This window comes from Microbulbifer sp. VAAF005, from assembly GCF_030012985.1.
Classification (GTDB): Bacteria; Pseudomonadota; Gammaproteobacteria; order Pseudomonadales; family Cellvibrionaceae; genus Microbulbifer.
Window position 1 is genome coordinate 3251130 of record NZ_CP120233.1, and the last position, 26306, is coordinate 3277435.

Here is a 26306-nt window from a genome sequence, read left to right on the forward strand (position 1 = left end):
TCTTCCCTAACCTGCCGGGCCAGCGCGACGAAACAAGCGCATACACACCTGTCCCGCACGTTTTTCTTTTTCCTGTTCCCAGCCTGGTATTGATGCAACCACTGTGTCTCGCGGTGTTTCCACATAGATTAATGCATCCTGCGAAAGATGGCCGGACAGGGCGCCTAGAGTTGCCTGCCAAAGATTGTCGGCAAAAGGGGGATCGATAAATACGAGGTCGTATTTACTTCCATTACTTCCGAGGAACTCTTCTGCACTACAGTTATGGACTTTGGCTTCCCGGGCATTTAACTGTTTTAACTGTTCCGCCAGGGTTCGCGCAGCGCGAGTATTCAGCTCGACAAAATCTACCGAGCCGGCGCCTCGGGATAGCGCCTCCAGACCCAGGGCTCCTGAACCGGCAAAGAGGTCCAGGCAGCGGGCGTCGGGCAGGTAGAACTGTAGCCAGTTAAACAGAACCTCCCGCAGTCGGTCGCCGGTAGGTCTCAAGCCCTCCACTGGGGCAAACTGTAATTTTCGCCCGCGCCACTGTCCGCCAATGATGCGTAACTGTGAAAGGTTTTGCGGGCTTTGCTTTCGGGATGAACTTCTGGCCAAGGTAACTCTCTACTGGGGGCTTAGCGATGCTAAGATTAGCGTCTTTCTGCAAGCGGTACATCCGGACATACGAATGATTTTTGACTTCCTGCGCAAAAAGAAGAAGCGCAAGCCCGAACAAAGTGAGCCCCAGCAATCCCAGGCGGAGGTCACTGCTGCGTCTGAAGAGGAATCATCGGCGCAGAGCCCAGAGCCTTCAGCGCTAGAGCAAGAGCCCTCAGCGCTGGACAAAACGCCCTCAGACATAGAGGAAAAGTCGCCTGCCCAGGGAGAAACCTCCGCTCTGGAGGAGGCAAAGGTCCCTATCGATGTACCCACTACCCCAGCTTCTGCCCCCCAAGAGGAAAGTGCCGGCTGGGCGCAGCATACTGATGCGGCGGGCGAGCCGGAGGCCGTTGTCGAACCCTCACAGGTGGTTGCAGCAGAGCCTGTAATAAAAGAAGAGGCCGAGAAGCCAGCCCCGATTCAATCCGAGCCAGCTCCAAAACCCAGAGCCAAAGAGCAGCTGAAACCGGAAGCCAAAAAGAAAGAGGGCTTCTTTGCGCGTATTCGTCGCGGCCTCAGCCGCACCAGCAACCAGTTTGTCGAGGGGATGGGAAACCTGTTCCTCGGGGCCAAGGAAATCGATGAAGATCTGCTGGAAGAACTTGAAACACAGCTGTTAATGGCAGATGTGGGAGTTGAGGCCACCAGCGAGATCGTCGAGCGCCTGACCGAACGGGTATCCCGTCGGGAACTGGCCGATGGCGATGCACTTTACAAGGCATTGCAGCAGGAGCTGGCTGACTTACTCGATAGTGTTGATGCTCCCCTGGAAATCGATATCAGCAAGAAGCCTTACGTCATTCTGGTAGTGGGCGTAAACGGTGTGGGTAAAACCACAACAATCGGCAAGCTGGCCCACCGCTTTCTCGGTGAAGGCAAGTCAGTGATGTTGGCTGCCGGTGATACATTCCGTGCCGCAGCAGTTGAGCAGCTGCAGGTTTGGGGGCAGCGCCACGATGTACCGGTTGTAGCGCAGCATACCGGTGCCGATAGTGCGTCAGTTATTTTCGATGCGGTTCAGTCTGCCCAGGCGCGCGGCGTTGATGTGGTAATTGCCGATACCGCCGGGCGCCTGCACACCAAATCCAACTTGATGGAGGAGTTGTCCAAGGTGCGCCGGGTGATGGGCAAGCTGGACCCCAGCGCGCCCCACGAGGTGCTGTTGGTACTGGATGCTGGCACTGGCCAAAATGCGATTAACCAGGCCTCTCAGTTCCGTGAGGCGGCCGGCGTTACTGGCTTGGTGCTGACCAAATTGGATGGTACTGCCAAAGGCGGCGTTATCTTTGCCCTGGCTCGTCGTTTCGGTATCCCGGTGCGCTTTATCGGTGTGGGTGAGCAGGCGGAAGATCTACAGCCATTCCGCGCTCGTGAGTTCGTATCCGCCCTGTTTGGCCGCGATAAGGCCTGATAATTCGCCTAGGAAATAACAAGAACAACAGAAGCCGTGATCACTTTCGATAATGTGAACAAGCGTTACGCATCGGGGCAGGATGCCCTGGTGCGAGTCAGCCTGGAAATCCCCCGTGGCGATATGGTGTTTCTAACCGGTCACTCCGGTGCGGGTAAAAGTACTTTGCTGAGACTCCTGACCGCGATTGAACGCCCTACTAAGGGCAGTATTCTTGTCGCCGGACAGAATCTCAACCGCCTGCGCAATGGCCAGATCCCCTACTACCGCCGCAATCTGGGTATTGTCTTCCAGAATCACCAGCTGCTATTTGACCGCAGCGTTTTTGACAATATTGCCCTGCCCTTGTCTGTTGCTGGTTGCAATAAGCGCGAGGTGGGGCGTCGGGTTCGCGCAGCCCTGGATAAGGTTGGCTTGCTGCACAAGGAAAAGCAAAATCCCATTATGTTGTCTGGTGGTGAGCAGCAGCGGGTTGGGATTGCCCGCGCAGTCGTTAACAAGCCCGCGATATTGGTTGCCGATGAGCCCACCGGCAACCTGGACCCAACACTCTCGCAGGAAATCATGCAGTTATTCGCCGACTTTAACGCAGTGGGAGTTACGGTGCTGGTGGCGAGCCACGACTTGGAACTGATTGCACGGATGCGCCGACGGGTATTGACCCTACAGGCTGGCCAACTGATATACGACGGAGTTCCGAGCCGTGAAGTACACCCAAGCTAAAGCGCAACGGCAGGCCAACCCTGCCGCAGACAAACGTGTGCGCAGCACCGGCGCTGTTGTTGCACAAACAGGGTTGGGCGATCGATGGAATAGCTGGTTGGGGCATCACCGTGAGATGGCCGCCGACTCTGTCAGTCGATTTTTTAGCGCACCCATGGCCAGTGCAATGACGGCGCTGGTGATTGCTATTGCCCTGGCCCTGCCGGCGGCATTGCAATTGGGCCTGTTGAATTTCCAGCGCGCGGTGGCTGGTTGGGATGGGCAGCCACAAATTTCTGTTTTTCTACACAAAGATGCGAGACAGGCTGCGGTTAATTCCCTGGCCGACAAATTGCGCAGTGACCCCGCTATCGCGGAGGTAACTTATGTCTCCCCGGAAGATGCCCTGGCAGAGTTTGAACAGGCCTCGGGGCTTGGGGATGTATTGGTTGGCCTGGATGCCAACCCCCTGCCGGCAGTGCTGTTGCTGCGGCCAAGGGATGCGAAGGACGGCGATAAACTTCAGGCTTTGGTGGAGAACCTGAGAGCCCAGGCACTGACGGATTCAGTGGTCTTGGATCTCGCCTGGGTCCAGCGCCTCGCCCAGATCACCGAACTGGGGCAGCGTCTCTCCGCAGGTCTAGCCCTGTTATTGGCACTGGGAGTGGTATTGGTGGTGATCAATACCATACGACTGCATATCGAAAGTCGTCGGGAGGAGATCCTGGTAGTAAAGCTCGTTGGCGGCACTAATGCGTTTGTGCGACGGCCGTTCCTTTACAGTGGCATTTGTTATGGACTATTTGGCGGGCTGTTGGCGTGGCTGTTGCTTGCAGGTGGTGTGGCTATGTTGTCTGGTCCAGTTGAGAGTCTGTCATCAAGTTATGGCAGTAGCTTCGAACTGAGAGGGCCGGGCGCCAGTTACTTCTTTCAATTAACTTTGGGGGCCTCCTCTCTGGGCCTATTAGGGGCTTGGCTTGCGGTAGCGCGACACACTCGCAAGATAGAACCCCGCTGACCGTTCAGTCTGATCAAGAAGGGTAAAGTGTTCTGGCAAAGGGAACCTGAGGCGTAAAAAGCCCCTCTAATTCCGCGAAATACAACAGAATACGGTAGTTGTTGGCGGGCTTTCTTATCTGCCCGTGCAAGTGCTACACTGAGTCCAGCTTGTCGCCGGATACAGTATCCGCCGGCAGCGGCCGGTAAGATCGGCCGACTAATAATGACAGGAGAGACCTGAATGGGAACCAGCCTACAGCCAGTGCATACGCTGTCTCCGGGCGCCAACCTGGGAGCTTATATCCAGACCGTCAGTGGTTTTGACGTACTGACCGCTGAACAGGAAAAGCACCTGGCAGAAGACCTCTATTACCGCGAAAATCTCGATGCTGCACGCCAGCTGGTCATGTCACACCTGCGCTTTGTAGTGCATATCGCCAAATCTTATTCCGGCTACGGGCTCAATGAAGCCGACCTGATTCAGGAAGGTAATGTCGGTTTGATGAAGGCCGTCAAACGCTTCAATCCCGAAAAGGGAGTGCGCCTGGTATCCTTTGCGGTACATTGGATTAAAGCTGAAATCCACGAATTTATCCTGCGCAACTGGCGTATTGTCAAAATTGCCACCACCAAGGCGCAGCGCAAATTATTCTTCAACCTGCGCGGTCAGAAGAAAAAACTCGCCTGGTTGACCAATGCAGAAGCTAAAGCCGTCGCCAAAGACCTGAATGTGGATGTTACCCAGGTCCATGAAATGGAAGGCCGCCTGGCTGCACACGATGCGGCTTTTGATGCGGGTGTCGATGACGATGACGATACCGCCTGGCAGGCACCGGCTCACTACCTGGAAGACCGCAGTTTTGATCCGGCCGCCCAGCTTGAGCGGGATAACTGGCAGGAAACCAACTTGACCAGCCTCGCCAGTGCCATGGCACAACTGGATGATCGCAGCCGCGATATTATTCAGGCCCGCTGGCTCAGTGAGGAGAAATCCACATTGCATGAGTTGGCTGATAAGTATGGTGTTTCCGCTGAGCGAATTCGCCAGCTGGAAAAAAATGCCATGAAGAAAGTGCGTGCTGCTATGGAAGCCTAAATCGGCATTCTGGTACACGGGTAAAAAACCGCGCAGTAGCGCGGTTTTTTTGTCCCGCCTGTTACAGGCATACCTGTCACCACTGGGTAAAACAAAAAGGGAAGGTAATGGCCAAACTCTATCTGCTGCTGTGTGCATTCTTTGGCGCTAGTGGTGTGGCTCTGGGGGCGTTTGGGGCTCACGGCCTGCGCGGTAAAGTGGCAGAGAACCTGTTAGAGGCCTATAAAACCGGAGTCCAGTACCAGATGATCCATGCCCTGGCGCTGTTTGGTGTGGTACTGCTAATGCAAAACTGGGGAAACCGATTATCGCTGACCCTGAGCGGTGCTCTTTTTACTTTCGGTATTATCTTCTTCTCCGGCAGTCTCTATGCCTTGGCACTGGGAGGCCCCCGATGGTTAGGTCCAATCACTCCTCTCGGTGGGCTGATGATGATTGCCGGTTGGGTAGCCCTGTTTTTTGCCGCATTTAATTTCTCTAAGTAGCCACCTTTACTGGGCTTACACTCAGATACCGAGCCCGAACAAAACATCAAGATATAAACCGTTTCGCATAAGAGGTCGCGAACAATGCAAGACGAATCTGCGGAAGATTTTCCCTACCGCACAGAATTTAAGAAGAAATCTATCCGCAGCTATGTGATTCGCGCGGGGCGAATGACAGAGGGGCAGCGCAATGCCTTTGACAATTATTGGGGGCAGTATGGACTCTCCCTATTTGATGGACCTCTGGATCGCCAACAGGTCTTTGGCCGCGAGGCGCCACTGGCGTTAGAGATCGGTTTCGGTATGGGGGATTCCCTGCTGGCCATGGCTGAAGCCGAGCCAGATAAGGATTTTATTGGTATTGAAGTACACCCGCCGGGCGTTGGCCGGTTGATCAATAATGCCGGCAAGGCAGGTATCAAAAACCTGCGTGTTTACATGGCCGATGCGGTCGATGTCCTAAACGATTGTATTGCCGATGGGAGCCTGGATCGTTTCCAGCTGTACTTCCCTGACCCCTGGCACAAGAAGAAGCACCACAAGCGCCGGATAGTGCAGCCGGAATTTGTTCGCCTGATTTGCAGCAAGTTAAAAACTGGCGGTCTTATGCATATGGCGACAGACTGGGAGAATTATGCCGAGCATATGCTGGAAGTATTGCAGGGTGAAAACCTGCTAGAAAATACCGCCAGTGAGGGTGATTATGTTGCCCGGCCAGAATGGCGCCCAGAGACCAAGTTTGAGCGTCGAGGGCAGAGACTGGGGCACGGTGTTTGGGATCTGGTATACCGCAGGTTACCTGGTGAAGCGCCGCCGCTAACTACCACTGACGTAGATGCGTCAACTGTTGAAGAGTCCAAAGGCGAATAATTCGCACTGACGATCGATGTTTGCCACCGGTGCTAACATGGCACCAGTGGCATGCAACAGCCCACCTCTATTGTTAGAAAAACTCATTCCAGTTTTTCTTGGCCGCTTCCCATCGGCGCTTGTCTTCGACAACATTCAGGTTGCGGATGGTGTTACTTTCATAGGACATCCAGTCCGACAGTTCAATATTATTTTGGGTGCCTGCAAAATAACGCATGCGAAAGCGGCGAATAAATTGGTTGGGAATAGCCATAAAGGCAACTTCACGTCCCTGGGTGACAGTGGAAACCTCTACGCATTGGTGGTTTCTTTTATCGAGCTCATAGATAAAACCGGTAGTGGCTAAGTCACCCTCATTTGTTCCATGCACAAAATAATACCTTTTTGGGCAATAAGTTTTGTTGTGCCAGGCAAAGCGCGCAACAATATTTGCATTGGTAGTGGTTGAGATGACTTGGTTAGATGCTCCGGTACCCAGGTGCGGATCAAAGCGGCCATTTTGATTCATCCAGGGAAAGAATCCCCCGGCTTGCCACAGCTTCTGTGGTGGGCGGGTATCGCCACGGTATAACAGCGTTGTCACTGTGTGCAGATTAAAACCACTGCGGCTAAATCGGTAATTAAATAGTGAGAAAGGGACGTCCAAATGAGCTTCGATGTTGGATATTGCTCTCCTCTCAGAGCTGAAAGCTTCACTGGCTTGTCGATACCAGCAGTAGGCTCCACCGAGTAAAGCTAAAACGGCATCTTTACGGCGTGTTATTCCATCGCTATCGAGTAGCTTGGTGGGTGTGGAGGGATCAAATCCAGTAAGCCAGGTATATAGGGTTTCCACTAGTACTTTGGCGACACGGGTAATCCTTCCATAATCATTTGTTTGAATTTGTACTGCCTGGCTTACTAATTGGTCGATCCGGGTTAGCCCATCACTACTGCGCTTGTGATACCACTTACTGTTGCTATTGGAATTATTTTGGAAGTCCTGTGCGTACTCACGGATACTTTTGGGGACATAGCAGGTGGTTTGTATGTTTTGTGGGTGAACCAAGTTCCTAACATAGTTATCGATATTGGGTGCCAGCAAGGGTTAACTCTCCTGTCTTTATTACTGTTTTTCGCCACTAGCCGTCTATGCTTCTAGTGGTGCTGTGATTATCGAATTTTATTTCCAATAAGAACCGGATTCAGGAAGCATCGCGAAAACAAAACCGAATTATTTTTATTAATAGATATTGATGTTAATAATAATTTGGGGGGTTGATCAAGGAAGGAATCTTGGTGTTTCTAATGAGAAGGCGTGATCCTCTGCTTTCATTTCTCTATAGCCTGCCGTTTATCTTACTCTTTACAGTTTCTGAAGTCCGTGCTGATTTTGTTGGAACTTTAAACCTCTATGTTAATGGGGGTAAGCATTGGTTTGATGGCGACCGCCTACAAGGCACACCATTTCGCGGTTTTGAAATGCGAGATACCTCAGGTGTCGGTGCCGGTTTTGGCTTTAACATGACAAATCATTGGGCGATGGAAGGGGTTGTCGACTATTTCGTCGTGAGTGTTGCGGATACGCCCGAGAAAGTAGATGTGTATAACTACCGTATAGATCTCCTATATCAATTTGGAGGGCAGTTCTGCGGTAATTTTTGTTGGCAGCCCTATGTCGCGTTTGGCCTGGGTGAAATGCGTATTAATTATGACCGGCGTTACCGTAAAAAACACTGGCATCCAGATGACCCAAAGTATGTCTATGATCCGGATCATCCCTACGACCCATACTATCCCTATCCTTGGGATTGTCGTAAGAAATTCTATGTCCCTGAGGATCGGCCAGACGGCCACCATTATCCCTACCCGCCTTACCATTGTGACTGGCATGACCGGCAAAATATGGTGAATGTGGGAATGGGAATTAAATATCACCTGGGGCCCCGTTGGCAGGCCCGCGCAGATATACGGCTTTTCCAGGGGGTCGAAGAAGGTGGTGTCGATGGTTTTGCCAGCTTGGCGGTCGGCTATCAATGGCTTGAATATCCGGATTTTTGGTATGACGAAGATGCCGATGGTGTTATTGATGCCACTGATCAATGTCCGCAGACCCCAGTGGGAATCGATGTGCAATTAGATGGCTGCCCGCTGGATACAGATTTTGATGGTGTACCCAGCTATATCGATCAATGCCCAAATACACCGATTGGTATTGCAGTGGATGAATACGGTTGTATTCGTTAAGGGCAGCTAAAATCGATTTCTTCAGCGGGCGGCAGAAAAGTTCTGAAGCCCGCTGAAGATATTGTTTAAAATGATTTTCTATAAAATTACTCGCTGCGAATTTCTTCGAGCTTCTCAGAAATTTCCAGCCATTCCATTTCCAGTTCTTCCATTAATTCCTGCTGCTCCGACTGCTCTTTATTAAGTCGAGCTATTTCTTCCTGCTGGCCGCCGCTATATAGCGCTTCATCGGCAAGTTTTTCCTGTACTGCGGCCAATGCCTTTTCTGCCGTAGCCATCTGTCGCTCAATATTCTTGAGTTTGTTGGTCAGGGGCTTCAGTTGTTCGCGTAGAGCGGCGGCGGCGCGCCTTTGGGCCTTCTTATCCTCAGGGGCTTTTTCCTCTGTGCCAGTAACAGTGGAGGGGCTCTCCTCTTTGCGTTTCTTTTCCCGGTTAAAGCCGAGCAGCCACTGTTTGTAGTCATCAAGGTCGCCGCTATAGGGTTCGGCGCGGCCATTGGCCACCAGAATAAATTCGTCGGCAGTATTGGCCAGTAGATGACGATCGTGGGAAACCAATATGACGGCACCGGGAAACTCCGCCAGCGCCAGGGTCAGGGCGTGGCGCATTTCCAAATCAAGGTGGTTTGTCGGTTCATCGAGAAGCAACAGGTTAGGTTTTTGCCAGGCCAGTAGTGCCAGGGCTAAACGGGCTTTTTCACCGCCGGAAAAGCCCCCTACCGTTTCGAAAACCCGATCGCCGATAAAACCGTAGCCGCCGAGAAAATCCCGCAGCGATTGCTCCGAGGCATCGGGGCTCAGCCTTTGTAGGTGCAGCAACGGGGAACCGTTGCTATCCAGTGCTTCCAGCTGATGCTGGGCGAAGTAGCCGATGGCCAAGTGTTCGCCACATTGGCGCTCGCCGCTGAGGGGGGCGAGTGTGCCAGCCAGGGTTTTGATTAGAGAGGACTTGCCAGCACCATTGGGGCCGAGCAGGCCGATACGGCGTCCCGGTTGAATGCCCAGCTGAACGTTCTTCACCACTATTTTTTCGGCATAGCCAATATCCGCCTCGCGCAGGTCGATTAACGGATTAGAGGTTTTCTCGGAAGATGGCAAAGTAAAATGAAAAGGGGAATCCACATGGGCCGGGGCAATCAGAGCCATCCGGTCCAGGGCTTTCAGGCGGCTTTGTGCCTGCTTGGCCTTGCTCGCCTTGGCGCGAAAGCGCCGCACAAAGTCTTCCATATGTGCGCGTTCGGCCTGCTGTTTTTCAAACTGTATTTGCTGCTGGGCCAGGCGCTCAGCGCGAGCGCGCTCGAAGGCACTGTAATTGCCGCTGTACAAGACCAGTTTTTGCTGTTCAAAACTGACAATGCCGTCGACCACTGCATCGAGAAAGTCGCGGTCGTGGGAAATAATCAGCAGGGTACCGGGGAAGCGTTGCAGCCACTGTTCCAGCCAAAGGGTGGCATCCAGATCCAAGTGGTTGGTGGGCTCGTCCAACAGCATAAGATCTGCGGGGCACATCAGGGCGCGGCCCAAATTGAGGCGAATACGCCAGCCACCTGAGAAGCTGCGAACGGGGCGCTGTTGCTCTTCGTGGGAAAAGCCGAGCCCGTCGAGGAGTTGCGCGGCGCGCGCCGGGCCACTGTAGCCATCAATACTGGCCATGCGCTCGTGCAGTTCTGCCAGTTTGTGACCGTCGGTATCGCCGCTTGCTTCGGCCTCTGCCAGTTGCTTTTGCAATAGCCGCAACTCGCTATCGCCGTCTAAAACGTAATCCAGTGCTGACTGCTCACTAGCTTCTACCTCTTGGGCCATATGGGAGATACGCCAGTTGCTGGGGAGGTCTACCTGCCCCGCATCGGTTTCCAGTTGTCCAAGCAGCAGTTTGAACAGAGTTGACTTGCCACAGCCGTTGGCACCGATAATTCCGACTTTGTGGCCGGGGAAGATTCTGCAATCTGCGCTGTCAAGCAAGTCGCGCTCACCTCGGTGCAGAGAAACCCCTTGTAAATTGATCACTGGAAAAACCTCATATGAATAGGCCGATGAATGCTAGGCTATTGAACAGACCCGGACTCCACAGAGACTGGGGCACTATGCCGATCAGCAAAGGGTCGGGATTCTAACGTGACAAATACTTCACCTCCATCTTCCCCCAAGGAAAACCCCCTCTGGCAGTTCAGCTTGGACTTTTATACCTATCAGGATGTCGAACAGTTCCTACTCGACTGCCAAGACAGAAATGGCGCTGACGTGTGTCTTCTACTGTGGGCGAGCTATACAGCCGTTTGTGGCAAGGAAATCAGTGAAGAGGGATGGAGAGTCGCAGATCGAGGCGTTGCGCCGCGCAGGCGAATGATTCGCAGTGTGCGACACCTGCGTCGTTGGTTGGGGAGTTTGCGCCCCCATACCCAGCGGGTCTACGCGCTGTGTAAACGCTATGAATTGAAACTGGAGCAGTTGCAGTTGGCTGCGCTGTGGAAAATTTATGCTGAGGACTGGCCGGGGGATCGCTCTGCACTGGAGCTAGCATCCCAGCAATATGGTTTGCAGCAAAAAGATCAGGCCCACTGGGCGGGCCTGATCGAAAGCTACTTGGCTCACAGGGGGGCAGCGGGTTAAGCCACTGTTACACCCCTCTGGGCGCTGTACTTTTCTGGGGTCGCCGGTAATACAGTCGTGAAAAGTACAGAGCTCAATTAAGCAGCACCGTATTTGGCTGCGAGGAGTCCCGAGACTATTCGCCGCTGGGTTGCTCCGAAGAAAAGAGGCTGTTTGCCGGAGTGCTGGGAGTAATCGTTGCTGCTGGGCGCGGAGTTTCCACCGGTTTCTGCTGCTCAGCTGGAGCCATTGCTTTTGAATCGTCTTTGGGTTTCTCAACGGTTTCAGGTTTGCTGACAGCCTTCACCTTCGGAGTTTCTGCGCTTGGCTTGACTGTTGCAGGCTTGGCTTCCGTTGAGGGTTTGCTCGCCGCTGGTTTTTTGGCAGCAGTAGTTTTAGCTGGAGCTTTCTTCGCTGGATTTTTTTCTCGGCAGTAGAAGCTTTCTTGGCTGGTGCTTTTTTCGCAGCAGTGGAGGCTTTCTTTGCGGGAGTTTTCTTTACAGCTTTAGTGGCAGCGGCGGTTTTTGCTGGCGCTTTCTTGGCACTAGTTTTCTTTTCTGTGGCTTTTTTTGCCACTGTCTTTTTCACTGTTTTGGCGGTGCTGGTAGTGCTTGCTTTAGTGCGGCTCTTTGCTGCGGTTGCTTTAGGAGCGGCTACTTTTTTTGAGGTGGTAGCTTTGCGGGCTTTTGGCTTGGATTTGTTCAGTAGTTTTTCTGCTTTTACACCGGCCTTACGCACAGCTTCGGCAGCTTTCAGCTCGGCCTTTGCCTGGGACTCGGTACTCTTTGCTTCGGCGTGTGATGCCTTTGCTTGCTGGAGTACTTCGTTATGCTTTTCTACATTGGCCTTGGCGGTTTCTACACGCTTTTGAGTGGCAGCTGTCTTTCGTGTCTTGGCTGCAGTTCTAGCGTCTACTAGTTTGGTTTTCGCTTTAGCTAATTTTTCTTTTGCAGAAGTCAGTGCTTTTCCGGCTTTTAAAACACTTTTGCCGGCATCGGCAACTTTCTTGTTGCGGGCTTTGTCTAGCTTGACGGTTAGCTTGGAAATTTGTGCTTCCAGTTCTGCGACTGAATTGACAGCTCTTTGTTTGGCAGCCATGAGTAAATGTCCTGACGTTTATTATCAATTGGAACATCCGGACAGTGTACGGATCAGATCTATATGTAATAAACATATTTAAATCAGGGATCTGAACACTGTAAATTGTTCTGAAACTGAAAAGCACCTCAAACAGTCCGGAACAACAACCGGCGACTGGTCGATAATAGCGCTGTTTTTAAAAAAAATGTATGCCGTAAGCAGCGAAAATAGTGCTGTAAATGTATTTTTTTCTCGCTGGTCCCTGGAACCTTAAGGTGGAATGTGGTGTCCTGCACAGTGTGCGCGTCATCGGTATGCACTTGCAGTCGCCTTAGGTTAGACTTGAGCGGACTGGCGGAAAAGGTGCGCCTGGAGGCTAAGGGCCGAATCAGGATTACTTGATAAGCCGCCGCAGGCATTGACCCAGGGTCAAGCGCGAATCATTCAACGCAATACGGACAAAGAGACAACACCCATGAATAAATACCCTTTGGCTGCAGCAATTGCCCTTGGCCTGGCGCTGACCGGCTGTAACGAACAGGGATCTAAGCAGGAAAAAGAAGTTGCCCTGGACACCCAGGAGAAGAAGGTCAGCTACATCATTGCCGAAGATATGGCGAAGCGCCTTGAAGCTCAGGATGTGAAATTAGATCCCCAAGTGGTGATGATGGCTCTTAAGGATGTTTCCAGCGGCAATGAATCCCGTTTGACTGAAGAAGAAAAGCAGCAAACGATTGCTGCCTTCCAAGAGCAAATGCAGAAGAAGCAGCAGGAAATGCTGGCTCAGCAAGAGAAAGAATTCAAAGAGACAGCTGATAAAAACCTGCAGGAAGGAAAAGCCTTCCTCGAAGAGAATGCCAAGAAAGATGGTGTTGTTACCACTGATTCCGGCCTGCAGTACAAGGTGATTAGTGAGGGTTCCGGCGGCAAGCCCAGCGAGAACAGCACTGTTGAAGTGGACTACAAGGGTACCCTGATCAATGGTGAAGAGTTTGATAGCTCTTACGCCCGTGGTGAGCCGGTCCAGTTCCCGGTTAATGGTGTTATCAAGGGTTGGACCGAAGCGCTGCAACTGATGAAAGAGGGTTCCAAGTGGGAGCTTTACATCCCTTCCGAGCTGGCATATGGCCCGGGTGGTGCAGGCGGTAAGATCGGCCCTAACGCAACGCTGATTTTTGAAGTGGAGTTGCACAAAGCCAATGTTGGCAAGGAAGATGGCGCCGAGAAAAAAGAAGAGAAAAAAGAAGAGCCCAAAAGTGAGTAATTAGATTTACTACTTTGGATTCAATAAAGGCGCCCATTGGGCGCCTTTATTTTTTACCCTGAAAAATCAATAACAAAAATCTTCGATTAAAGGCGCCGGTTTCCCATCGACTTTATAGTGATGAATTCAGTTTTCAGACCAGTTGGTTTTTATGGGCTGTGTGCAAAAGTGCGATCATTCGATCTTCGGAACTAAAGCGGGTTTCCAATGCTTCCCCCAGCTGTGACAAATCCGGGTTCAGGCTGGATAGATCGTCGGTTTCCTGGTACTTATCATTGAAATCGACAGCGACATCAGTGGTCACATCAATATCCCGATAGAGTTCCCGCGCCTTTTGCAGCCCCTGTTTATCATCAAAAGCCTGGCCTTCCAGTATGAGTTGTTCGTATACCTCAAAGTGTCCCGCAGAGACGTAGTCCACCAGCAACTGGCAAAGATGACGAACACCGTTCTCGGTCTCCGAATCCCCATCGTTAAACTCTTTCTTCTCAGATAGGTGGTAGTAACTTACCAGCAGGATTTGTCGGGACTGTAGCCAACGGTCAATGATTTCACTGACGCCACCCCAGCGCTCGCGCGCAGATTTACAATTTTCCAGCATCTCCAAGAATCCTTTGGTTACTGTTGCCGTGATAGCCAGCTTTATTGCTGATCCCGAAGGCCCTAAGAAGATAGGAGATTCCCCCGCCGACGGCAAGGCGCAGAGTGTGATCTACGCCAGAATACAACGATGCTTGCGGCGATCTTCGGTGGAGCAAATCTAGGGTGTTTTATCCACTGATAATGAGCGGCAAAACCAGTGCTGTGAGCGCACCGCAGGTACCCATCGCCAATGCTGCACAGGCGCCGCAAAGGGCGCTGATTTCTAATGCCCGCGCGGTCCCCACCGCGTGGGCATTAATGCCGAGTACGATACCGACAATGCGCTCATCGTGAATATTGAGCCTACTCATTAGAGCTGGGCCAGCGATAGCACCGACCACTCCAGTCAAGACCACAATAGCCGCAGTGAGGCTGAGAGAAGCGTGGATTGTTTCCGCCAGTGCCAATGCGATGGGGGTGGTAATGGACTTGCCGCTCAACGCCAGTAGTACTGACTTGCCCGCGCCGAATATCAAGGCGATTAATACCGCTATAACCGGGGCCAAAATCGCGCCCACAAAAATAGTGACAAGTAGCGGCCAGCCGGCTTTGCGGATAATCACTAGATTTTGTTTGAGAGGGACAGCCAGGGCAACAACTGCTGGACCTAACAAACTGTACAGTAATGCACTGGAGCCCTGATAACTCTCATAGGGGATATGGAGAACACTCAATGTTATTGCGGTCAAAATGCTAGCGCTGATGATAGGGTGTAGCAGAACAGTCTTGTAGCGCCGGTAAAGGGTAACACCGATAAGAAAAGCTATGACATTCAAGGGCAATACAAAGATTGGGCTCGCCAGAAATTCATTCACTCTCTATTACCCCCAGAGCGAATCAGCAATTTCTTTAGTAGCTGTGCGCAAATAGCGATACTGATCAGTGTGCCAATCACAATAGCGGCGATTAAGGCTAGCCAGTCGGATAGAGTCAGGCCCTGGAAAAAAATACCCCGACAGCCGCCGGTAGCAATAACAGCGGCAATAGGTAAAGCAGTTGTGAGCTGACTTTGGCAAGGCCTGCGGGAGCCCCACCATTGAATACGAGAATCACCAGTAGCATCAGCATCCCTATGACAGATCCCGGAATGGGTAGTGACAGGCTTGAGCTGGTGAAATTGCCCAGCCAGGTACAGGCAACCAGAATGGCAGCTCCCCCAGCCAGTGCAGTATGTTGTGCAGCGTGGATTTTGACATGTAGGAGATGGCGGCCGGTAAAGCCGCCGGAGATTGTTAAGCTCTGCGGAATGCTTGCCAGCCACCGAACAGGATCAGACCGGCAAAACCGATAGCGGCCCAACCGGGGATACTCAGGCCCATCATGGTCCACTGTACTTCAGCACAATTGCCATCGCCGCTCAGCAGTGCCTTGAGCACATCGGCCATCGGGAAAACTTCAATCATATAGCTGACGCTTGGACCACAGGCCGGTACTTGGTCTTCCGGCAGGCTTTGCAGCCACAGTTGGCGACCGGCAAAGTAGAGACCGCCCATTGCCCACAGGGATACCAGCAGGCCGTAGACACGACGGCCAATGGTGGCAGGGTTGTGCAGGAATGCGATCAACGAAACTACACCAACACCCAATAGCATTACCCGCTGGGTAATACACAATTTGCAAGGCTCCAGCCCCTGCACGTACTCGAGATAAAAGGCGGAGCCGAGTAAAAAGGCCACCATTAGGAAGACCAGAAGAAAAGTGATGCGCGGGTTGGGTAAGGTCATGGTAATTCGGGTCCTGAATAGTGCTGTCGAAAGCGGTTCGCTTCGAGATTCAAGTCGGTTAATAGTTTATTGAAATTGCTTTCCAGTTTGTTCCGCCCGGCGATAAGTTCAGGCAGTAGCTCCTGCAGTGCTACCGGGCGGCGCAACCGCTGCCCAACCCGCTCCAGGGTCAGCTCGATTACCCGCTCCTCGCGGTAACTTTGCAGCAGTTTAATTTGCTCGGCGCGCTCAATAAATGCCATTGCGCGTGGCGGAATATACCGGCTGTCGAAATGAAAGTCTCTCCAACAGCGCCGGCAAAACTCATCCAGCGCTTCAGGGTGCCACTGCTGCCAGTTTTCTGCCAACAGGTGATCAAACCATATATCCAGTGCGATACCGGCATAGCGACGCCAGCGCGGGTCCAGTTGTGCCAGGGCATCCCGGTAGGCAGGGTGAGCATCGGTGATGGCATCAATGCGACGGTGCAGGCGAATACCATGCTCAATATCCGTTGGCCAACTGTCATCCAGGGGACCTTTAACAAAGTCCCCCAGGAGCCCACCCAGTCGCCAGCGCGGTTTGGGCCCGGACAGTAACAGGTGTGCCAGATAGTTCATAGGCCTCGCTCAGGCTGCGGCACTGTATCAGCCGCTAGTCCTGGCAGCAGTTGTATTGGGCATAGTAACGGCTCAGGAATGTTTCAAAAGTACCGCTATCCTGCGCTTCAATTTCTTTTTGCTTGAGCAGTGAGGTTTCTGCCTGCTGTAAGAAGTCTTGCAGATAGTCGCTGTCCAGAGGGCGCTCCAGGAAGTAGCGGCGGTGCTGTTCGGCTTTATCCATAGCCCACTGGGAAAAGGTAATGTTTTGTTCGCGCATCTCTGCCAGTATCTGCTGTGCCGGTGTGAGGATATCCCCTTTCACCTTGGCCTTCTGCACGCCCACTGAGCCGCGGTATTGCGAGCCGCCCCAGGCGTTATCCAGCAGTTCTGCCACTGAATCGACCTCTTCCAATAGCTGGGTGGCCCAGTCGCTCAGTTTGCGCTCGCCACCGTTATCCAGCAGTGTTAGTTCCGGTTCGTGACCCCGGTAGACGATACGCTGTTGGTTCTCCTGGGTACTGCGGTAATCGGCATCACTGGTTTTGGGGCTGTCAGTGAGCAGGCAGTGCAGCAGGAAGCTATCGAGAAAGCGCATCTGCTGGGCGTCAATTCCCAGGGGGGCGAAGGGGTTCAGGTCGAGACAGCGCACTTCAACATATTCAACACCGCGATTATCCAGCGCAGACAGCGCTGTTTCGCCGCGTTTGGCGGGGTTCTTGGGACGGATCGGTGAGTAAAACTCATTCTCGATTTGCAGTATGCCTGTGGACAATTGCTGGTAGTCGCCGCCTTCATTTTTAACCCCCATTTCCTGGTAGGGGCCGTAGGAACTGCTGATCGCTGAACAGAGCGTGGATAAATAGCTGCGCAGGTCGTTGTAGCAAACCACTAGTGACTGCTGCACGTTGCTGTTGTAGCCCAGGTCGCCCATACGCAGGGACGTAGCGTGGGGCACGTGCAGAGTGTGGTCATCCCCATTGAAGGGCTCAAGACTGTGCTCGCGGCCATCGACAAAAGAAGCGCATACCGCAGGTGCGGCGCCAAACAGGTAAATCAGCAACCAGTAATTGCGGCGGAAATTACGAATTAGATCGAAGTAGCGACGGGTTTTAAAACTTTTTAAATCCTCACTGCTGCCTTCGATTTCATGCAGCCATAGCCAGAACTCTTCAGGAAGCGAAAAGTTGTAGTGGATACCGGCGATAGTCTGCATGGCGCGGCCGTAGCGCAACCCCAGGCCCAGCCGGTAAATAGTTTTCATTGTGCCGCTGTGAGAGCTGCCGTAGCGGGCAACGGGAATATCTTTATCTTCGCCAATCGCACAGGGCATGCTGTTAACCCACAGGCGCTCATCACCGATCTGGTTGTAGGTGTAGCGGTGGATACGGTCCAAGACCTGTAACGCTTCCTCTGGGGTCGCTACTGGCGGCGTAATAAATTCCAGTAGGGCCTCAGAGAAGTCGGTAGTAATACTTTCATGGGTAAGTGCGGAGCCCAGTGCTGTGGTATGCGGCGTTTGCGCAAGGGCGCCATCGGGAGCGACACGCAGGCTCTCTTTCTCGACACCGCGGAGGATGCCTTTGAGCAGTTGGGCTGGTTTGGCTTGCGATAGCGCGGCCAGGTGGGAAATGGGCACTCGAATCTCCTTGGTACTACCGGAACTCTTCTTTATCGCTGCCATCTCGGGCGACTCTCTGTGCCGGTGCTGAATGTTCTGGCGCTCAGGCGGCGGATTCAGATTTGTTTTCGTCAGGCTGTGCGGGCGTTTCAGCGGGCGCTGGTTCCGGGGCAACCTCAGGCGCTTCTTCCGGTGCGACTTCAGGCGCAGGCTGGGGTTCTATCTCCGGGTTGGCCTGCTCTGGCAGTTCCTCAGGTGTTGAGGGGGTGATTTCAGGGTCACCCTGACTCACATCGCTGGATACCGGTGCCAGAGCTTCCTCGGGGATCTGGGGGTGCCCCTTAATGCTGAGTTCGCACAGTAGCAATTCAATGCGTAGGCTCACATTGCGAGTATTGGCCTCGAACATCTGGTTGATAGCGACATCTTTATGCTCGCTGCGAAACAGTTTGTTCGGCTCGCGGCCATCGGTCCATTCGCCGCTTTTACTCAGGAACTGCTGGTGCTGATTGGTCAGCACGTACACATGACTCATTGTGTTGGGCAACTTTGATGCTGTGACAGAAAGGCAGTTTAGCGACGGGGGCTTTGTGGCTCAAGAACTCCGTTAGAGCGAAAGCGGTAAATGCCTGCTCTAACGGGTTAAGTGAGGAAATCTGTGATCTTTACAGGGTTTCCAGGGGATAGTTGTCCGGGTAGGGCAGGCGCGCACAGCCACTGTCTACGGCTGCTCGTGCTACGGCCGAAGCCACCTCAGGCAGTAAACGCGGGTCGGTTGGCTTGGGCAGGATATAGTTGGGCCCGAAGCTGAGTTCGATGCCGCCATAACCTTCGCGCACCGAATCCGGCACCGGCAGGTGGGCAATTTTGCGGATGGCCTCGATCGCTGCCAGTTTCATCTCTTCATTGATGCGCGCAGCGCGGACATCCAGGGCACCCCGGAAAATAAACGGGAAGCAGAGGACGTTGTTAACCTGGTTCGGGTAGTCGGAGCGGCCTGTGGCCATAATCAGGTCGTCGCGCACACTGTGAGCCAGCTCGGGTTTAATCTCCGGGTTGGGGTTAGAGCAGGCGAAGACCACCGGTTTTGGGGCCATGCGCTGTAGCTGCTCGGCGGAGAGCAGGTCCGGGCCGGATACCCCGAGGAATACATCCGCACCGACGATGGCATCGTCGAGGGTACGCATATCGGTATCCCGCGCCCACTCACCTTTGTAGGCGTTGATATCCGTTCGACCCGAGTGGATAACCCCGCGGCTGTCGAGCATGGTGATCTGCTCTTTGCGCGCTCCGGCAGCCAGCAGCAGTTTGCAGCAGGCGGTCGCAGCGGCACCTGCGCCCAGACATACCATATGCACTTCACTGATTTTCTTACCCTGAATCTCCAGAGCATTGAGCATACCGGCAACGGTCACAATGGCGGTGCCGTGCTGATCGTCGTGAAAAACCGGTACCGGGCAGCGTTCGATCAGGGTCTCTTCAATATGGAAGCACTCGGGCGCCTTAATATCTTCGAGGTTGATACCGCCGAAGGTGTTGGCGATTGAGGCCACGGTCTGAATAAACTGCTCCGGGCTGCTGGCATCAACTTCGATATCTACTGAGTTGATATCGGCAAAGCGTTTAAACAGCAGAGACTTGCCTTCCATCACGGGTTTTGAGGCCAGCGGGCCCAGATTGCCGAGACCGAGAATGGCACTGCCATTGGAAATGACTGCTACCAGATTACCTTTGCCGGTGTATCGATAGGCTGCTTCTGGGTCCTTGGCGATTTCTCGCACCGGTTCGGCGACGCCGGGACTGTAAGCCAGGGACAGGTCTTCCTGGGTTTCGGCAGGGGTCGTCAGTTCTACTGAAAGTTTGCCGGGACTGGGGAGCGCGTGGTAATCGAGCGCTGCCTGGCGCAATGAATCCGTCATTTGGGGGCTTTTCTCTCGAATACTGTGGGCAACACTTAAGTGTTATCCCGGTTACTGCGGGGGCCAGAGAATAACCGAGGGAAGCTTGGCGCTACAAGCGTGAAAATCTGCAATATGTGGTACGGACTTCTATTTTTATCGTGCCTATCGACAATTTTCGGGATAAATAGCCGCAATATTTTGATTTATAAGGATAAAATGGTCGCCGATAGCGGTAAGGTTAAGCGATTCAAGTCGATTTTGATTTTGTACACAGACGCTTACGGCTGCTGGATACGATGGGGAATGAATAGATACAAAAAAGGCACCATCGCAGTGCGAGGTGCCTTTTTGGAATGGATCCTGCCGCAAGTGGCGGGTCCATTCGAGCGAAGAGCCCGGATTATTTGCCGATACGGCTGCCGAAACGCTTCTTGAAACGGTCAACACGACCACCAGTGGTAGCCTGCTTCTGCTTGCCAGTGTAGAAAGGGTGGCACTGGGAGCAAACGTCGATTTGCAGGTCTTTGCCCAGAGTGGAGCGGGTTTTTACAACATTGCCGCAGGAACAGGTAGCGGAGATGTCGGTGTAGTTAGGATGGATATCTGCTTTCATGATTGCCTCTTTTCGAAACCGCCACTCGATCTTTTGCCGAGCACGGCATCGTCATTGGTGCAGGAACCAGTATGGTTCCAGGCTGTTTAAAAAGTCGGCGCATACTATCAGATTAATGTCGCGGTTCAAGCACAATTGGGTGGCGAAATAACTAAGGATGGCCACTTGTTAGCATTGCACAATAGCTTTGATAACAATTGACCTCACTAATTCCTCTGTGACGCCTAAGTCGCCAATTCGGCCTTAACAGTCATTATCCCCGACGAAGCCCTGCAACTTGCCACATCTGCCATTACACTAGCGCCTTTTGCTTGAGTGAGTGGGGGCCAGGTGCAGGAGTCAGTCCAACAGAGAGTCATTTTAAGGCTGGCAGTGCCCGTGCCCCTGAGGCGCTTGTTTGACTATTTGCCGCCGGAGGGACTTTCGCCGGAGTCATTGCGGCCCGGCCAGCGCCTCTGGGTGCCCTTTGCCGGGCGCAAGTTAGTGGCAGTACTGTTGGATATCGTGCAGGAGTCGCCGCACAGCAGTTTGAAGCCAGCGCTGGAACTGGTGGATTCGGAGGTTCTGTTTGGTGATGGCAGCCGCAAGCTGCTGTCCTGGATTGCCGACTATTACCAGGCGCCCCTCGGCGAGGTCTACGCCGCTGCCCTGCCCGTGGCGCTGCGCAAAGGTAAGCCGTCTGATCATTGGGCGGAGCAGTGGCTTCAGCTCACGACAGAGGGAAAGGGCTTACCGGAAACTGCACTGGCGCGCGCGCCCAAGCAGCAGGCTCTGTTCCAGTTGCTGTTGAGTGATGGCAAGCAGAGCCGAACCCACCTTAAGGCCCTCGGCCACAATACCCCCGTGATTCGCGCCCTGCAGGATCGCGGCCTGGTGGAGTGGATTCCAGGCCCTACCGTACCTGCGCCATTGCCCGCTGCAGAGAGCACAGCGGCCCCGGAGCTGAACAGCGAACAGCAACAGGTGCTCGACAGTATCGATTGCAGCAGCTTTTCTGCTTCATTACTGGAGGGCACCACCGGCAGTGGCAAGACCGAAGTTTATCTGCGCCTGATGCAGCGGGTTCTGGATAGCGGTCGCCAGGCATTGTTATTGGTGCCGGAGATTGGACTTACGCCGCAAACGCTGAGGCGTATTGCCGCTCGCTTCCCCAAGCACAGTATTGCGGCGTTGCACTCTGGCTTGGCCGATGGCGAGCGCGCTCAATCCTGGTTGGCGGCCGCAGGTGGGCAGGCAGATATTGTGATCGGCACCCGCTCAGCCATTATGACGCCCCTGCCCAGGCTCGGCGTTGTGATTGTCGATGAAGAGCACGATGCCTCTTTTAAACAGCAGGACGGTGTGCGCTATTCGGCCCGGGACTTGGCCGTGGTTTTGGGCCGCAACAATAATGTACCGGTGGTTTTGGGTTCGGCCACGCCCTCTCTGGAAACCTTGCACAACGCTTTGAATGGGCGCTATCAACACCTGCGTATGCGCTATCGCGCCGGTGATGCCAAGCCGCCGCAAATTCACGTAGTACCGACACTGCGGGAGCCTTTGGAAGAGGGGTTTTCTCCCCAGGTGTTGCGCCATATCGGCGATACCCTCGCTCGGGGTGAGCAGGCCCTGGTGTTTATCAATCGGCGCGGCTTTGCCCCCGCGCTGACTTGTGATGATTGCGGCTGGCTGGCGGACTGCCCGCACTGCTCGAGCAAGCTGACTATGCACCGGCGGCAACGCCAGTTGCGCTGCCACCACTGCGATTACCGCCGCCCGCTGGTTGATAGCTGCCCGCAATGTCACAGCCGTTCGATTTCGGCACTGGGTGCCGGCACGGAACGCAGCGAGGAACTGTTGGTCCGTCGCTTTGCCGACTACCCGGTGATACGTGTGGACCGGGATACCACGGCGAGCAAACAGGCGCTGGATAAATTGTTAGCACCGGCGCGAGAGGGCGAGCCCTGCCTGTTGCTGGGAACCCAGATGCTGGCCAAGGGGCACCATTTGCCCAAGGTCACTTTGGTAGTGATCCAGGATGCCGATGGCGGTTTGTTCAGCGCAGATTTCCGCGCGCCAGAGCGTACCGGCCAGTTACTGGAACAAGTGGCGGGCCGTGCGGGGCGCGGCAGTCTCAGTGGGCGGGTATTGGTTCAGAGCCGCTTTCCCGAGCACCCGCTTTTACAATTGCTGCTGGAAAAAGGCTATGGCGCTTTTGCGCGCCAGTTGCTGAGGGATCGCACGGTTGCACAGTTGCCTCCCGCGAGTGCTATGGCACTGGTGAGAGCGGAGTGTGAAGAGCCTGGTTGGGCTGAAGAGTTTCTACAAAATGCGCGACTCTTTATGCAGTCCCTGGCACCCCCATCGCCGCAGATCCAATATCTGGGGCCGGTGCCGGCACTACTGGAACGCAAATCCGGGCGCTTCCGATTTTATATTCAGGTCACTGCACAAAACCGAGCCCACTTACAGCCGCTGCTGGCGCGAGTGTGTGCTTGGGCGGAGGGCAATAAAAATCGCCGCCTGCGCTGGGCTGTGGATATGGATGCGCAGGAATTATCGTGAATATGCGCTGGGTTACGCGCCTGGCACTAAATTGGCGGTACAATTCACAAACCGCTAAAACCTTGCAGGGAAGAAATTTTCGATGAGCCGTCGTACCAGTAATCGCCGCAGTAAAAAAGCCGCAGGCAAACCCGCATGGGTTTGGTTTGTCCTGGGGAATTTTGTCGGTGGCTTTGCGGTGGCCGTACTGTTTCTCCTGGGCATGGACAAGGACAGCCGGGGAATAAGCAGCATTAAGCCAAAGGCGGTGCAGCAGCGAGAGGAAACATCGCCTCAACCGCGTTTTGATTTTTATACAAAATTAAAAGAAAACGAAGTCACGGTACCCCCGCCCAAAGTGGCACAACCGGCGCGCCGCAGTGACTCCACCAACAATTCCCAGAGCAGTAGCTCATCGGAACCCGATCGCAGCACCCCGGCACAGGTATATATCCTGCAGGCGGCGTCGTTTCGCGATGCTTCTGAAGCGGAGCGCCTGCGCGTTGAGCTGACCCTGGCCAACCTGGATGTTAAAGTGGAATCGGCCACCGATAACCGGGGTACCTGGCACCGGGTATTGGTGGGCCCTTACAGCAACCGCTCCCGGATGGCCAAAGCGCGCCAAACATTGGCTGAGCATCGCCTGATGCCGCTGGTGCTAAAACGCCCGGCGACCCAGTGACCATCAATTCCGTTTATTAAGGTGTGTTGCCCTACTCAGTAATTGTGACCTCTCTTATTGAAATCGGCGCGTACCGTCCTCACTTACCTAGTCTGAAGACAATTCCCCGGCGCGGGCACTTCGATGCCCGCTGCCAGAGTACACGCGCAATCCGAGAGGTCTCCATTGGAACAGTATCGCGGAACTACTATTTTATCCTGTCGCCGCAACGGCAAAGTTGTGATTGGCGGCGACGGCCAGGTGTCCATGGGCAACACCGTTATGAAAGGCAATGCGCGCAAGGTGCGTCGCCTGTACAAAGATAAGGTTATTGCCGGTTTTGCCGGTGGTACTGCAGACGCTTTCACTCTGTTCGAACGTTTTGAAGCCAAGCTTGAGGCCCACGGTGGCCAGCTGACCCGCGCCGCTGTGGAGTTGGCCAAAGATTGGCGTACCGACCGCGCCCTGCGCCGCTTGGAGGCCCTGCTGGCGGTTGCCGATTCCACTGCCAGTTTGATTGTGACCGGTAATGGCGACGTGATTCAGCCGGAAGACGACCTGATTGCTATCGGTTCCGGTGGCCCCTTCGCCCAGTCGGCAGCTCGCGCGCTGCTGGACAATACCGATATGGATGCCCGCTCTATTGTGGAGCAGGGGCTGAAGATCGCCGGCGATATCTGTGTTTACACCAACCAGAACCACACCATCGAAGAACTGGCTTATTGATTACCGGGTACACCCTAGAGTGACCGGCTGGCGGGCTGTTTAGGCCCCCGCAAGAATTTTTGCAGGAATTTGTATGTCCCAGATGACACCCAGAGAAATTGTCCACGAACTCGACCGCCATATTGTCGGCCAGCAGGAGGCCAAGCGTGCGGTAGCCATTGCGCTGCGAAACCGCTGGCGCCGTATGCAGGTTAGTGAAGACCTGCGCGCCGAGATCACGCCGAAAAATATTTTGATGATCGGCCCTACCGGCGTGGGTAAGACGGAAATTGCCCGCCGCCTGGCCAAATTGGCGAACGCGCCCTTTATCAAGGTAGAGGCGACTAAATTTACCGAAGTGGGCTATGTCGGTCGGGATGTAGAGTCGATTGTCCGCGATCTTGTCGAGATGGCAGTGAAGCAGGAACGCGAGCAGGCCATGGCTGGTGTTGAGCAGCGCGCTATGGATGCCGCAGAAGAGCGCATCCTCGATGCCCTGTTGCCGCCGGCGCGCTCCACCGAGCCCACCGATAAGGATTCCAGCACTCGCCAGCTGTTCCGCAAGAAGTTGCGCGAAGGTGATCTCGATGACAAAGAGGTTGAGGTGGATCTGGCCGCTGCGCCCATGGGCGTAGAAATTATGGCCCCTCCCGGTATGGAGGAGATGACCAACCAGCTCCAGGGCATGTTCTCCAATATGTCCCAGGGCAAGACTCGCAAGAGCAAGCTGCCGGTCAAGCAGGCCCTCAAGCAGCTCACCGACGAGGAAGCGGCCAAGCTGGTCAACGACGAAGATGTTAAGACCCGTGCGATCCGCGCTGCTGAGCAGAATGGCATCGTATTTATTGATGAAATCGATAAAGTCGCCAAGCGCCAGGAGAGCGGCGGTGCCGATGTTTCCCGCGAAGGGGTACAGCGCGACCTGCTGCCACTGATTGAAGGCAGCACGGTTAACACCAAGTACGGCATGATCAAAACCGATCACATCCTGTTTATTGCCTCCGGTGCCTTCCACCTGTCCAAGCCCTCGGACCTGATTCCCGAGTTGCAGGGTCGCCTGCCCATTCGTGTGGAATTGAATTCGCTGAGCTCCGCAGATTTCGAGCGTATCCTCACCGAGCCGTCCGCTTCCCTCACTGAGCAGCAAAAAGCATTGCTGGCCACTGAGGGGCTGGAACTGCAATTTAGTGAAGACGGTATTCGCCGCATCGCGGAAGTGGCTTTCGAGGTGAATGAGCGCACCGAGAATATCGGTGCACGCCGTCTGCACACGGTATTAGAGCGCTTGCTGGAGGAAATTTCCTTTGATGCGGGCGATGGCAATACTTCGCTGAACATTGATGCCGCCTATGTGGACAGCCATCTGGGCGAGCTGAGCCAGAACGAAGACCTGTCGCGTTTTATTTTGTAAACCAATGAAACCGCAAAAAATCCGATTAAATCGCGTAGAGAAAAGCCTGCACCTGGTATATGGCGATGCTGAATTTACCTTGCCGGCAGAGTACCTGCGCGTCTACTCCCCCAGCGCTGAGGTGCGTGGCCACGGTGCCAGCGAGCCGGTGTTGGTCAGTGGCAAAATACATGTGGGTATCGATACGGTGGAGGCGGCTGGCCGCTATGCGCTAAAAATCGATTTCGACGATGGCCACGACACCGGTATTTTTACCTGGGAGTATTTGCACGAACTAGCTGAAAACTATTCGTCCAACTGGGAGGCTTACCTTCAGCGCCTGCGTGATGCCGGCCAGGGCCGCGACCCGGATGAGAGTGTGGTGAAGTTTATCGGCTAGTGGCAAATTGATCGGTAATGACAACCGCTCCCCAGGGGGCGGTTCCACCCTTCTCTCTCTCAATATCTCCCCACTCTTCTCAATAATTTATTACCGAAATAATTAATTTTTGGTACGTCTTTGCCAAATATTGCCAAATTTACGTAATTCTTTGATATTCATTGATTTTCAGAGCAAAGATATTA

Annotated in this window: 28 protein-coding genes; 14 read left to right on the forward strand and 14 right to left on the reverse strand. The window is 53.9% G+C overall.

Features of this window, described 5'->3' with window-relative positions; translation table 11 throughout:
* Positions 1-6 precede the first annotated feature (6 nt).
* Positions 7-597 (reverse strand): 16S rRNA (guanine(966)-N(2))-methyltransferase RsmD, encoded by a 591-nt coding sequence (rsmD, locus tag P0078_RS14475; RefSeq protein WP_282930648.1) that lies wholly within the window; start codon positions 595-597, stop codon positions 7-9.
* A gap of 505 nt (positions 598-1102) precedes the next feature.
* Between rsmD and ftsY the strand changes: the two genes are divergently transcribed.
* The 6 genes from ftsY (at position 1103) to trmB (ending at position 6205) form a co-directional block, all read left to right on the forward strand.
* Positions 1103-2053, forward strand: coding sequence for a signal recognition particle-docking protein FtsY (gene ftsY, locus P0078_RS14480; RefSeq protein WP_282934620.1), 951 nt, complete (start codon positions 1103-1105; stop codon positions 2051-2053).
* Positions 2054-2089: 36 nt separating this feature from the next.
* Positions 2090-2776 (forward strand): cell division ATP-binding protein FtsE, encoded by a 687-nt coding sequence (gene ftsE / locus P0078_RS14485; RefSeq protein WP_282930649.1) that lies wholly within the window; start codon positions 2090-2092, stop codon positions 2774-2776.
* On the forward strand, positions 2757-3773 hold the full coding sequence (gene ftsX, locus P0078_RS14490) for a permease-like cell division protein FtsX (protein ID WP_108735012.1): 1017 nt from the start codon (positions 2757-2759) through the stop codon (positions 3771-3773). Before ftsE ends, ftsX begins: the two co-directional genes overlap by 20 nt.
* 222 nt (positions 3774-3995) lie before the next feature.
* The gene (rpoH, locus tag P0078_RS14495; RefSeq protein WP_282930650.1) at positions 3996-4850 is read left to right on the forward strand and encodes an RNA polymerase sigma factor RpoH; all 855 of its coding nucleotides are present in this window, start codon (positions 3996-3998) and stop codon (positions 4848-4850) included.
* Between the two features lie 107 nt (positions 4851-4957).
* Complete coding sequence (locus P0078_RS14500; RefSeq protein ID WP_282930651.1) at positions 4958-5335, forward strand: DUF423 domain-containing protein; 378 nt, start codon at positions 4958-4960, stop codon at positions 5333-5335.
* Between the two features lie 84 nt (positions 5336-5419).
* Entirely contained in the window at positions 5420-6205 is a 786-nt protein-coding gene (trmB, locus tag P0078_RS14505) for a tRNA (guanosine(46)-N7)-methyltransferase TrmB (RefSeq protein ID WP_282930652.1), read from the forward strand.
* A gap of 73 nt (positions 6206-6278) precedes the next feature.
* On the opposite strand, the gene P0078_RS14510 is transcribed toward trmB, so the two are convergent.
* Complete coding sequence (locus P0078_RS14510) at positions 6279-7289, reverse strand: hypothetical protein (protein ID WP_282930653.1); 1011 nt, start codon at positions 7287-7289, stop codon at positions 6279-6281.
* 203 nt (positions 7290-7492) lie between these two features.
* Between P0078_RS14510 and P0078_RS14515 the strand changes: the two genes are divergently transcribed.
* Positions 7493-8431, forward strand: coding sequence for an outer membrane beta-barrel protein (locus P0078_RS14515; RefSeq protein ID WP_282930654.1), 939 nt, complete (start codon positions 7493-7495; stop codon positions 8429-8431).
* An 86-nt stretch (positions 8432-8517) separates the two neighbouring features.
* Here P0078_RS14515 and P0078_RS14520 read toward each other — a convergent pair whose 3' ends face one another.
* Positions 8518-10437, reverse strand: a complete 1920-nt coding sequence (locus tag P0078_RS14520; protein WP_282930655.1) for an ABC-F family ATP-binding cassette domain-containing protein — start codon at positions 10435-10437, stop codon at positions 8518-8520.
* Between the two features lie 108 nt (positions 10438-10545).
* Between P0078_RS14520 and P0078_RS14525 the strand changes: the two genes are divergently transcribed.
* Complete coding sequence (locus P0078_RS14525) at positions 10546-11040, forward strand: TIGR02444 family protein (RefSeq protein WP_282930656.1); 495 nt, start codon at positions 10546-10548, stop codon at positions 11038-11040.
* Between the two features lie 115 nt (positions 11041-11155).
* Here P0078_RS14525 and P0078_RS14530 read toward each other — a convergent pair whose 3' ends face one another.
* The gene (locus P0078_RS14530; protein WP_282930657.1) at positions 11156-11326 is read right to left on the reverse strand and encodes a hypothetical protein; all 171 of its coding nucleotides are present in this window, start codon (positions 11324-11326) and stop codon (positions 11156-11158) included.
* On the reverse strand, positions 11323-12117 hold the full coding sequence (locus P0078_RS14535) for a histidine kinase (protein ID WP_282930658.1): 795 nt from the start codon (positions 12115-12117) through the stop codon (positions 11323-11325). Before P0078_RS14535 ends, P0078_RS14530 begins: the two co-directional genes overlap by 4 nt.
* Positions 12118-12574: 457 nt before the next feature.
* Between P0078_RS14535 and bamJ the strand changes: the two genes are divergently transcribed.
* Positions 12575-13363, forward strand: coding sequence for a BamJ family beta-barrel-assembly machinery protein (bamJ, locus tag P0078_RS14540; protein ID WP_282930659.1), 789 nt, complete (start codon positions 12575-12577; stop codon positions 13361-13363).
* A gap of 133 nt (positions 13364-13496) precedes the next feature.
* On the opposite strand, the gene rsd is transcribed toward bamJ, so the two are convergent.
* The 9 genes from rsd to rpmE form a co-directional block, all read right to left on the reverse strand.
* Positions 13497-13964, reverse strand: a complete 468-nt coding sequence (gene rsd / locus P0078_RS14545) for a sigma D regulator (protein ID WP_282930660.1) — start codon at positions 13962-13964, stop codon at positions 13497-13499.
* A gap of 169 nt (positions 13965-14133) precedes the next feature.
* Positions 14134-14820: an LrgB family protein gene (locus P0078_RS14550; RefSeq protein ID WP_282930661.1), complete on the reverse strand. Its 687-nt coding sequence runs from the start codon at positions 14818-14820 to the stop codon at positions 14134-14136.
* 115 nt (positions 14821-14935) lie between these two features.
* The gene (locus tag P0078_RS14555; protein ID WP_282930662.1) at positions 14936-15334 is read right to left on the reverse strand and encodes a CidA/LrgA family protein; all 399 of its coding nucleotides are present in this window, start codon (positions 15332-15334) and stop codon (positions 14936-14938) included.
* Entirely contained in the window at positions 15238-15729 is a 492-nt protein-coding gene (locus P0078_RS14560; protein ID WP_282930663.1) for a disulfide bond formation protein B, read from the reverse strand. Before P0078_RS14560 ends, P0078_RS14555 begins: the two co-directional genes overlap by 97 nt.
* Positions 15726-16328 (reverse strand): acyl carrier protein phosphodiesterase, encoded by a 603-nt coding sequence (locus P0078_RS14565; protein WP_282930664.1) that lies wholly within the window; start codon positions 16326-16328, stop codon positions 15726-15728. The genes P0078_RS14560 and P0078_RS14565 overlap by 4 nt, the downstream gene beginning before the upstream one ends.
* Before the next feature lie 34 nt (positions 16329-16362).
* Positions 16363-17991, reverse strand: a complete 1629-nt coding sequence (gshA, locus tag P0078_RS14570; RefSeq protein WP_282930665.1) for a glutamate--cysteine ligase — start codon at positions 17989-17991, stop codon at positions 16363-16365.
* Between the two features lie 40 nt (positions 17992-18031).
* Positions 18032-18463 carry a hypothetical protein gene (locus P0078_RS14575; protein WP_282930666.1) on the reverse strand — a complete coding sequence of 144 codons (432 nt, stop codon included), beginning with the start codon at positions 18461-18463 and terminating at the stop codon, positions 18032-18034.
* A gap of 130 nt (positions 18464-18593) precedes the next feature.
* On the reverse strand, positions 18594-19847 hold the full coding sequence (locus P0078_RS14580) for a malic enzyme-like NAD(P)-binding protein (protein WP_282930667.1): 1254 nt from the start codon (positions 19845-19847) through the stop codon (positions 18594-18596).
* Between the two features lie 382 nt (positions 19848-20229).
* The gene (gene rpmE, locus P0078_RS14585) at positions 20230-20442 is read right to left on the reverse strand and encodes a 50S ribosomal protein L31 (protein WP_108734996.1); all 213 of its coding nucleotides are present in this window, start codon (positions 20440-20442) and stop codon (positions 20230-20232) included.
* 330 nt (positions 20443-20772) lie between these two features.
* Between rpmE and P0078_RS14590 the strand changes: the two genes are divergently transcribed.
* The 5 genes from P0078_RS14590 (at position 20773) to P0078_RS14610 (ending at position 26121) form a co-directional block, all read left to right on the forward strand.
* On the forward strand, positions 20773-22986 hold the full coding sequence (locus tag P0078_RS14590; protein WP_282930668.1) for a primosomal protein N': 2214 nt from the start codon (positions 20773-20775) through the stop codon (positions 22984-22986).
* An 82-nt stretch (positions 22987-23068) separates the two neighbouring features.
* Positions 23069-23647, forward strand: a complete 579-nt coding sequence (locus P0078_RS14595; RefSeq protein WP_282930669.1) for an SPOR domain-containing protein — start codon at positions 23069-23071, stop codon at positions 23645-23647.
* 165 nt (positions 23648-23812) lie between these two features.
* A complete protein-coding gene (gene hslV, locus P0078_RS14600) occupies positions 23813-24352 on the forward strand; it encodes an ATP-dependent protease subunit HslV (RefSeq protein WP_108734993.1) in 540 nt (179 codons plus the stop codon).
* Between the two features lie 73 nt (positions 24353-24425).
* On the forward strand, positions 24426-25742 hold the full coding sequence (gene hslU, locus P0078_RS14605; protein ID WP_282930670.1) for an ATP-dependent protease ATPase subunit HslU: 1317 nt from the start codon (positions 24426-24428) through the stop codon (positions 25740-25742).
* Positions 25743-25746: 4 nt separating this feature from the next.
* Entirely contained in the window at positions 25747-26121 is a 375-nt protein-coding gene (locus P0078_RS14610; RefSeq protein WP_282930671.1) for a gamma-butyrobetaine hydroxylase family protein, read from the forward strand.
* Positions 26122-26306 lie beyond the last annotated feature (185 nt).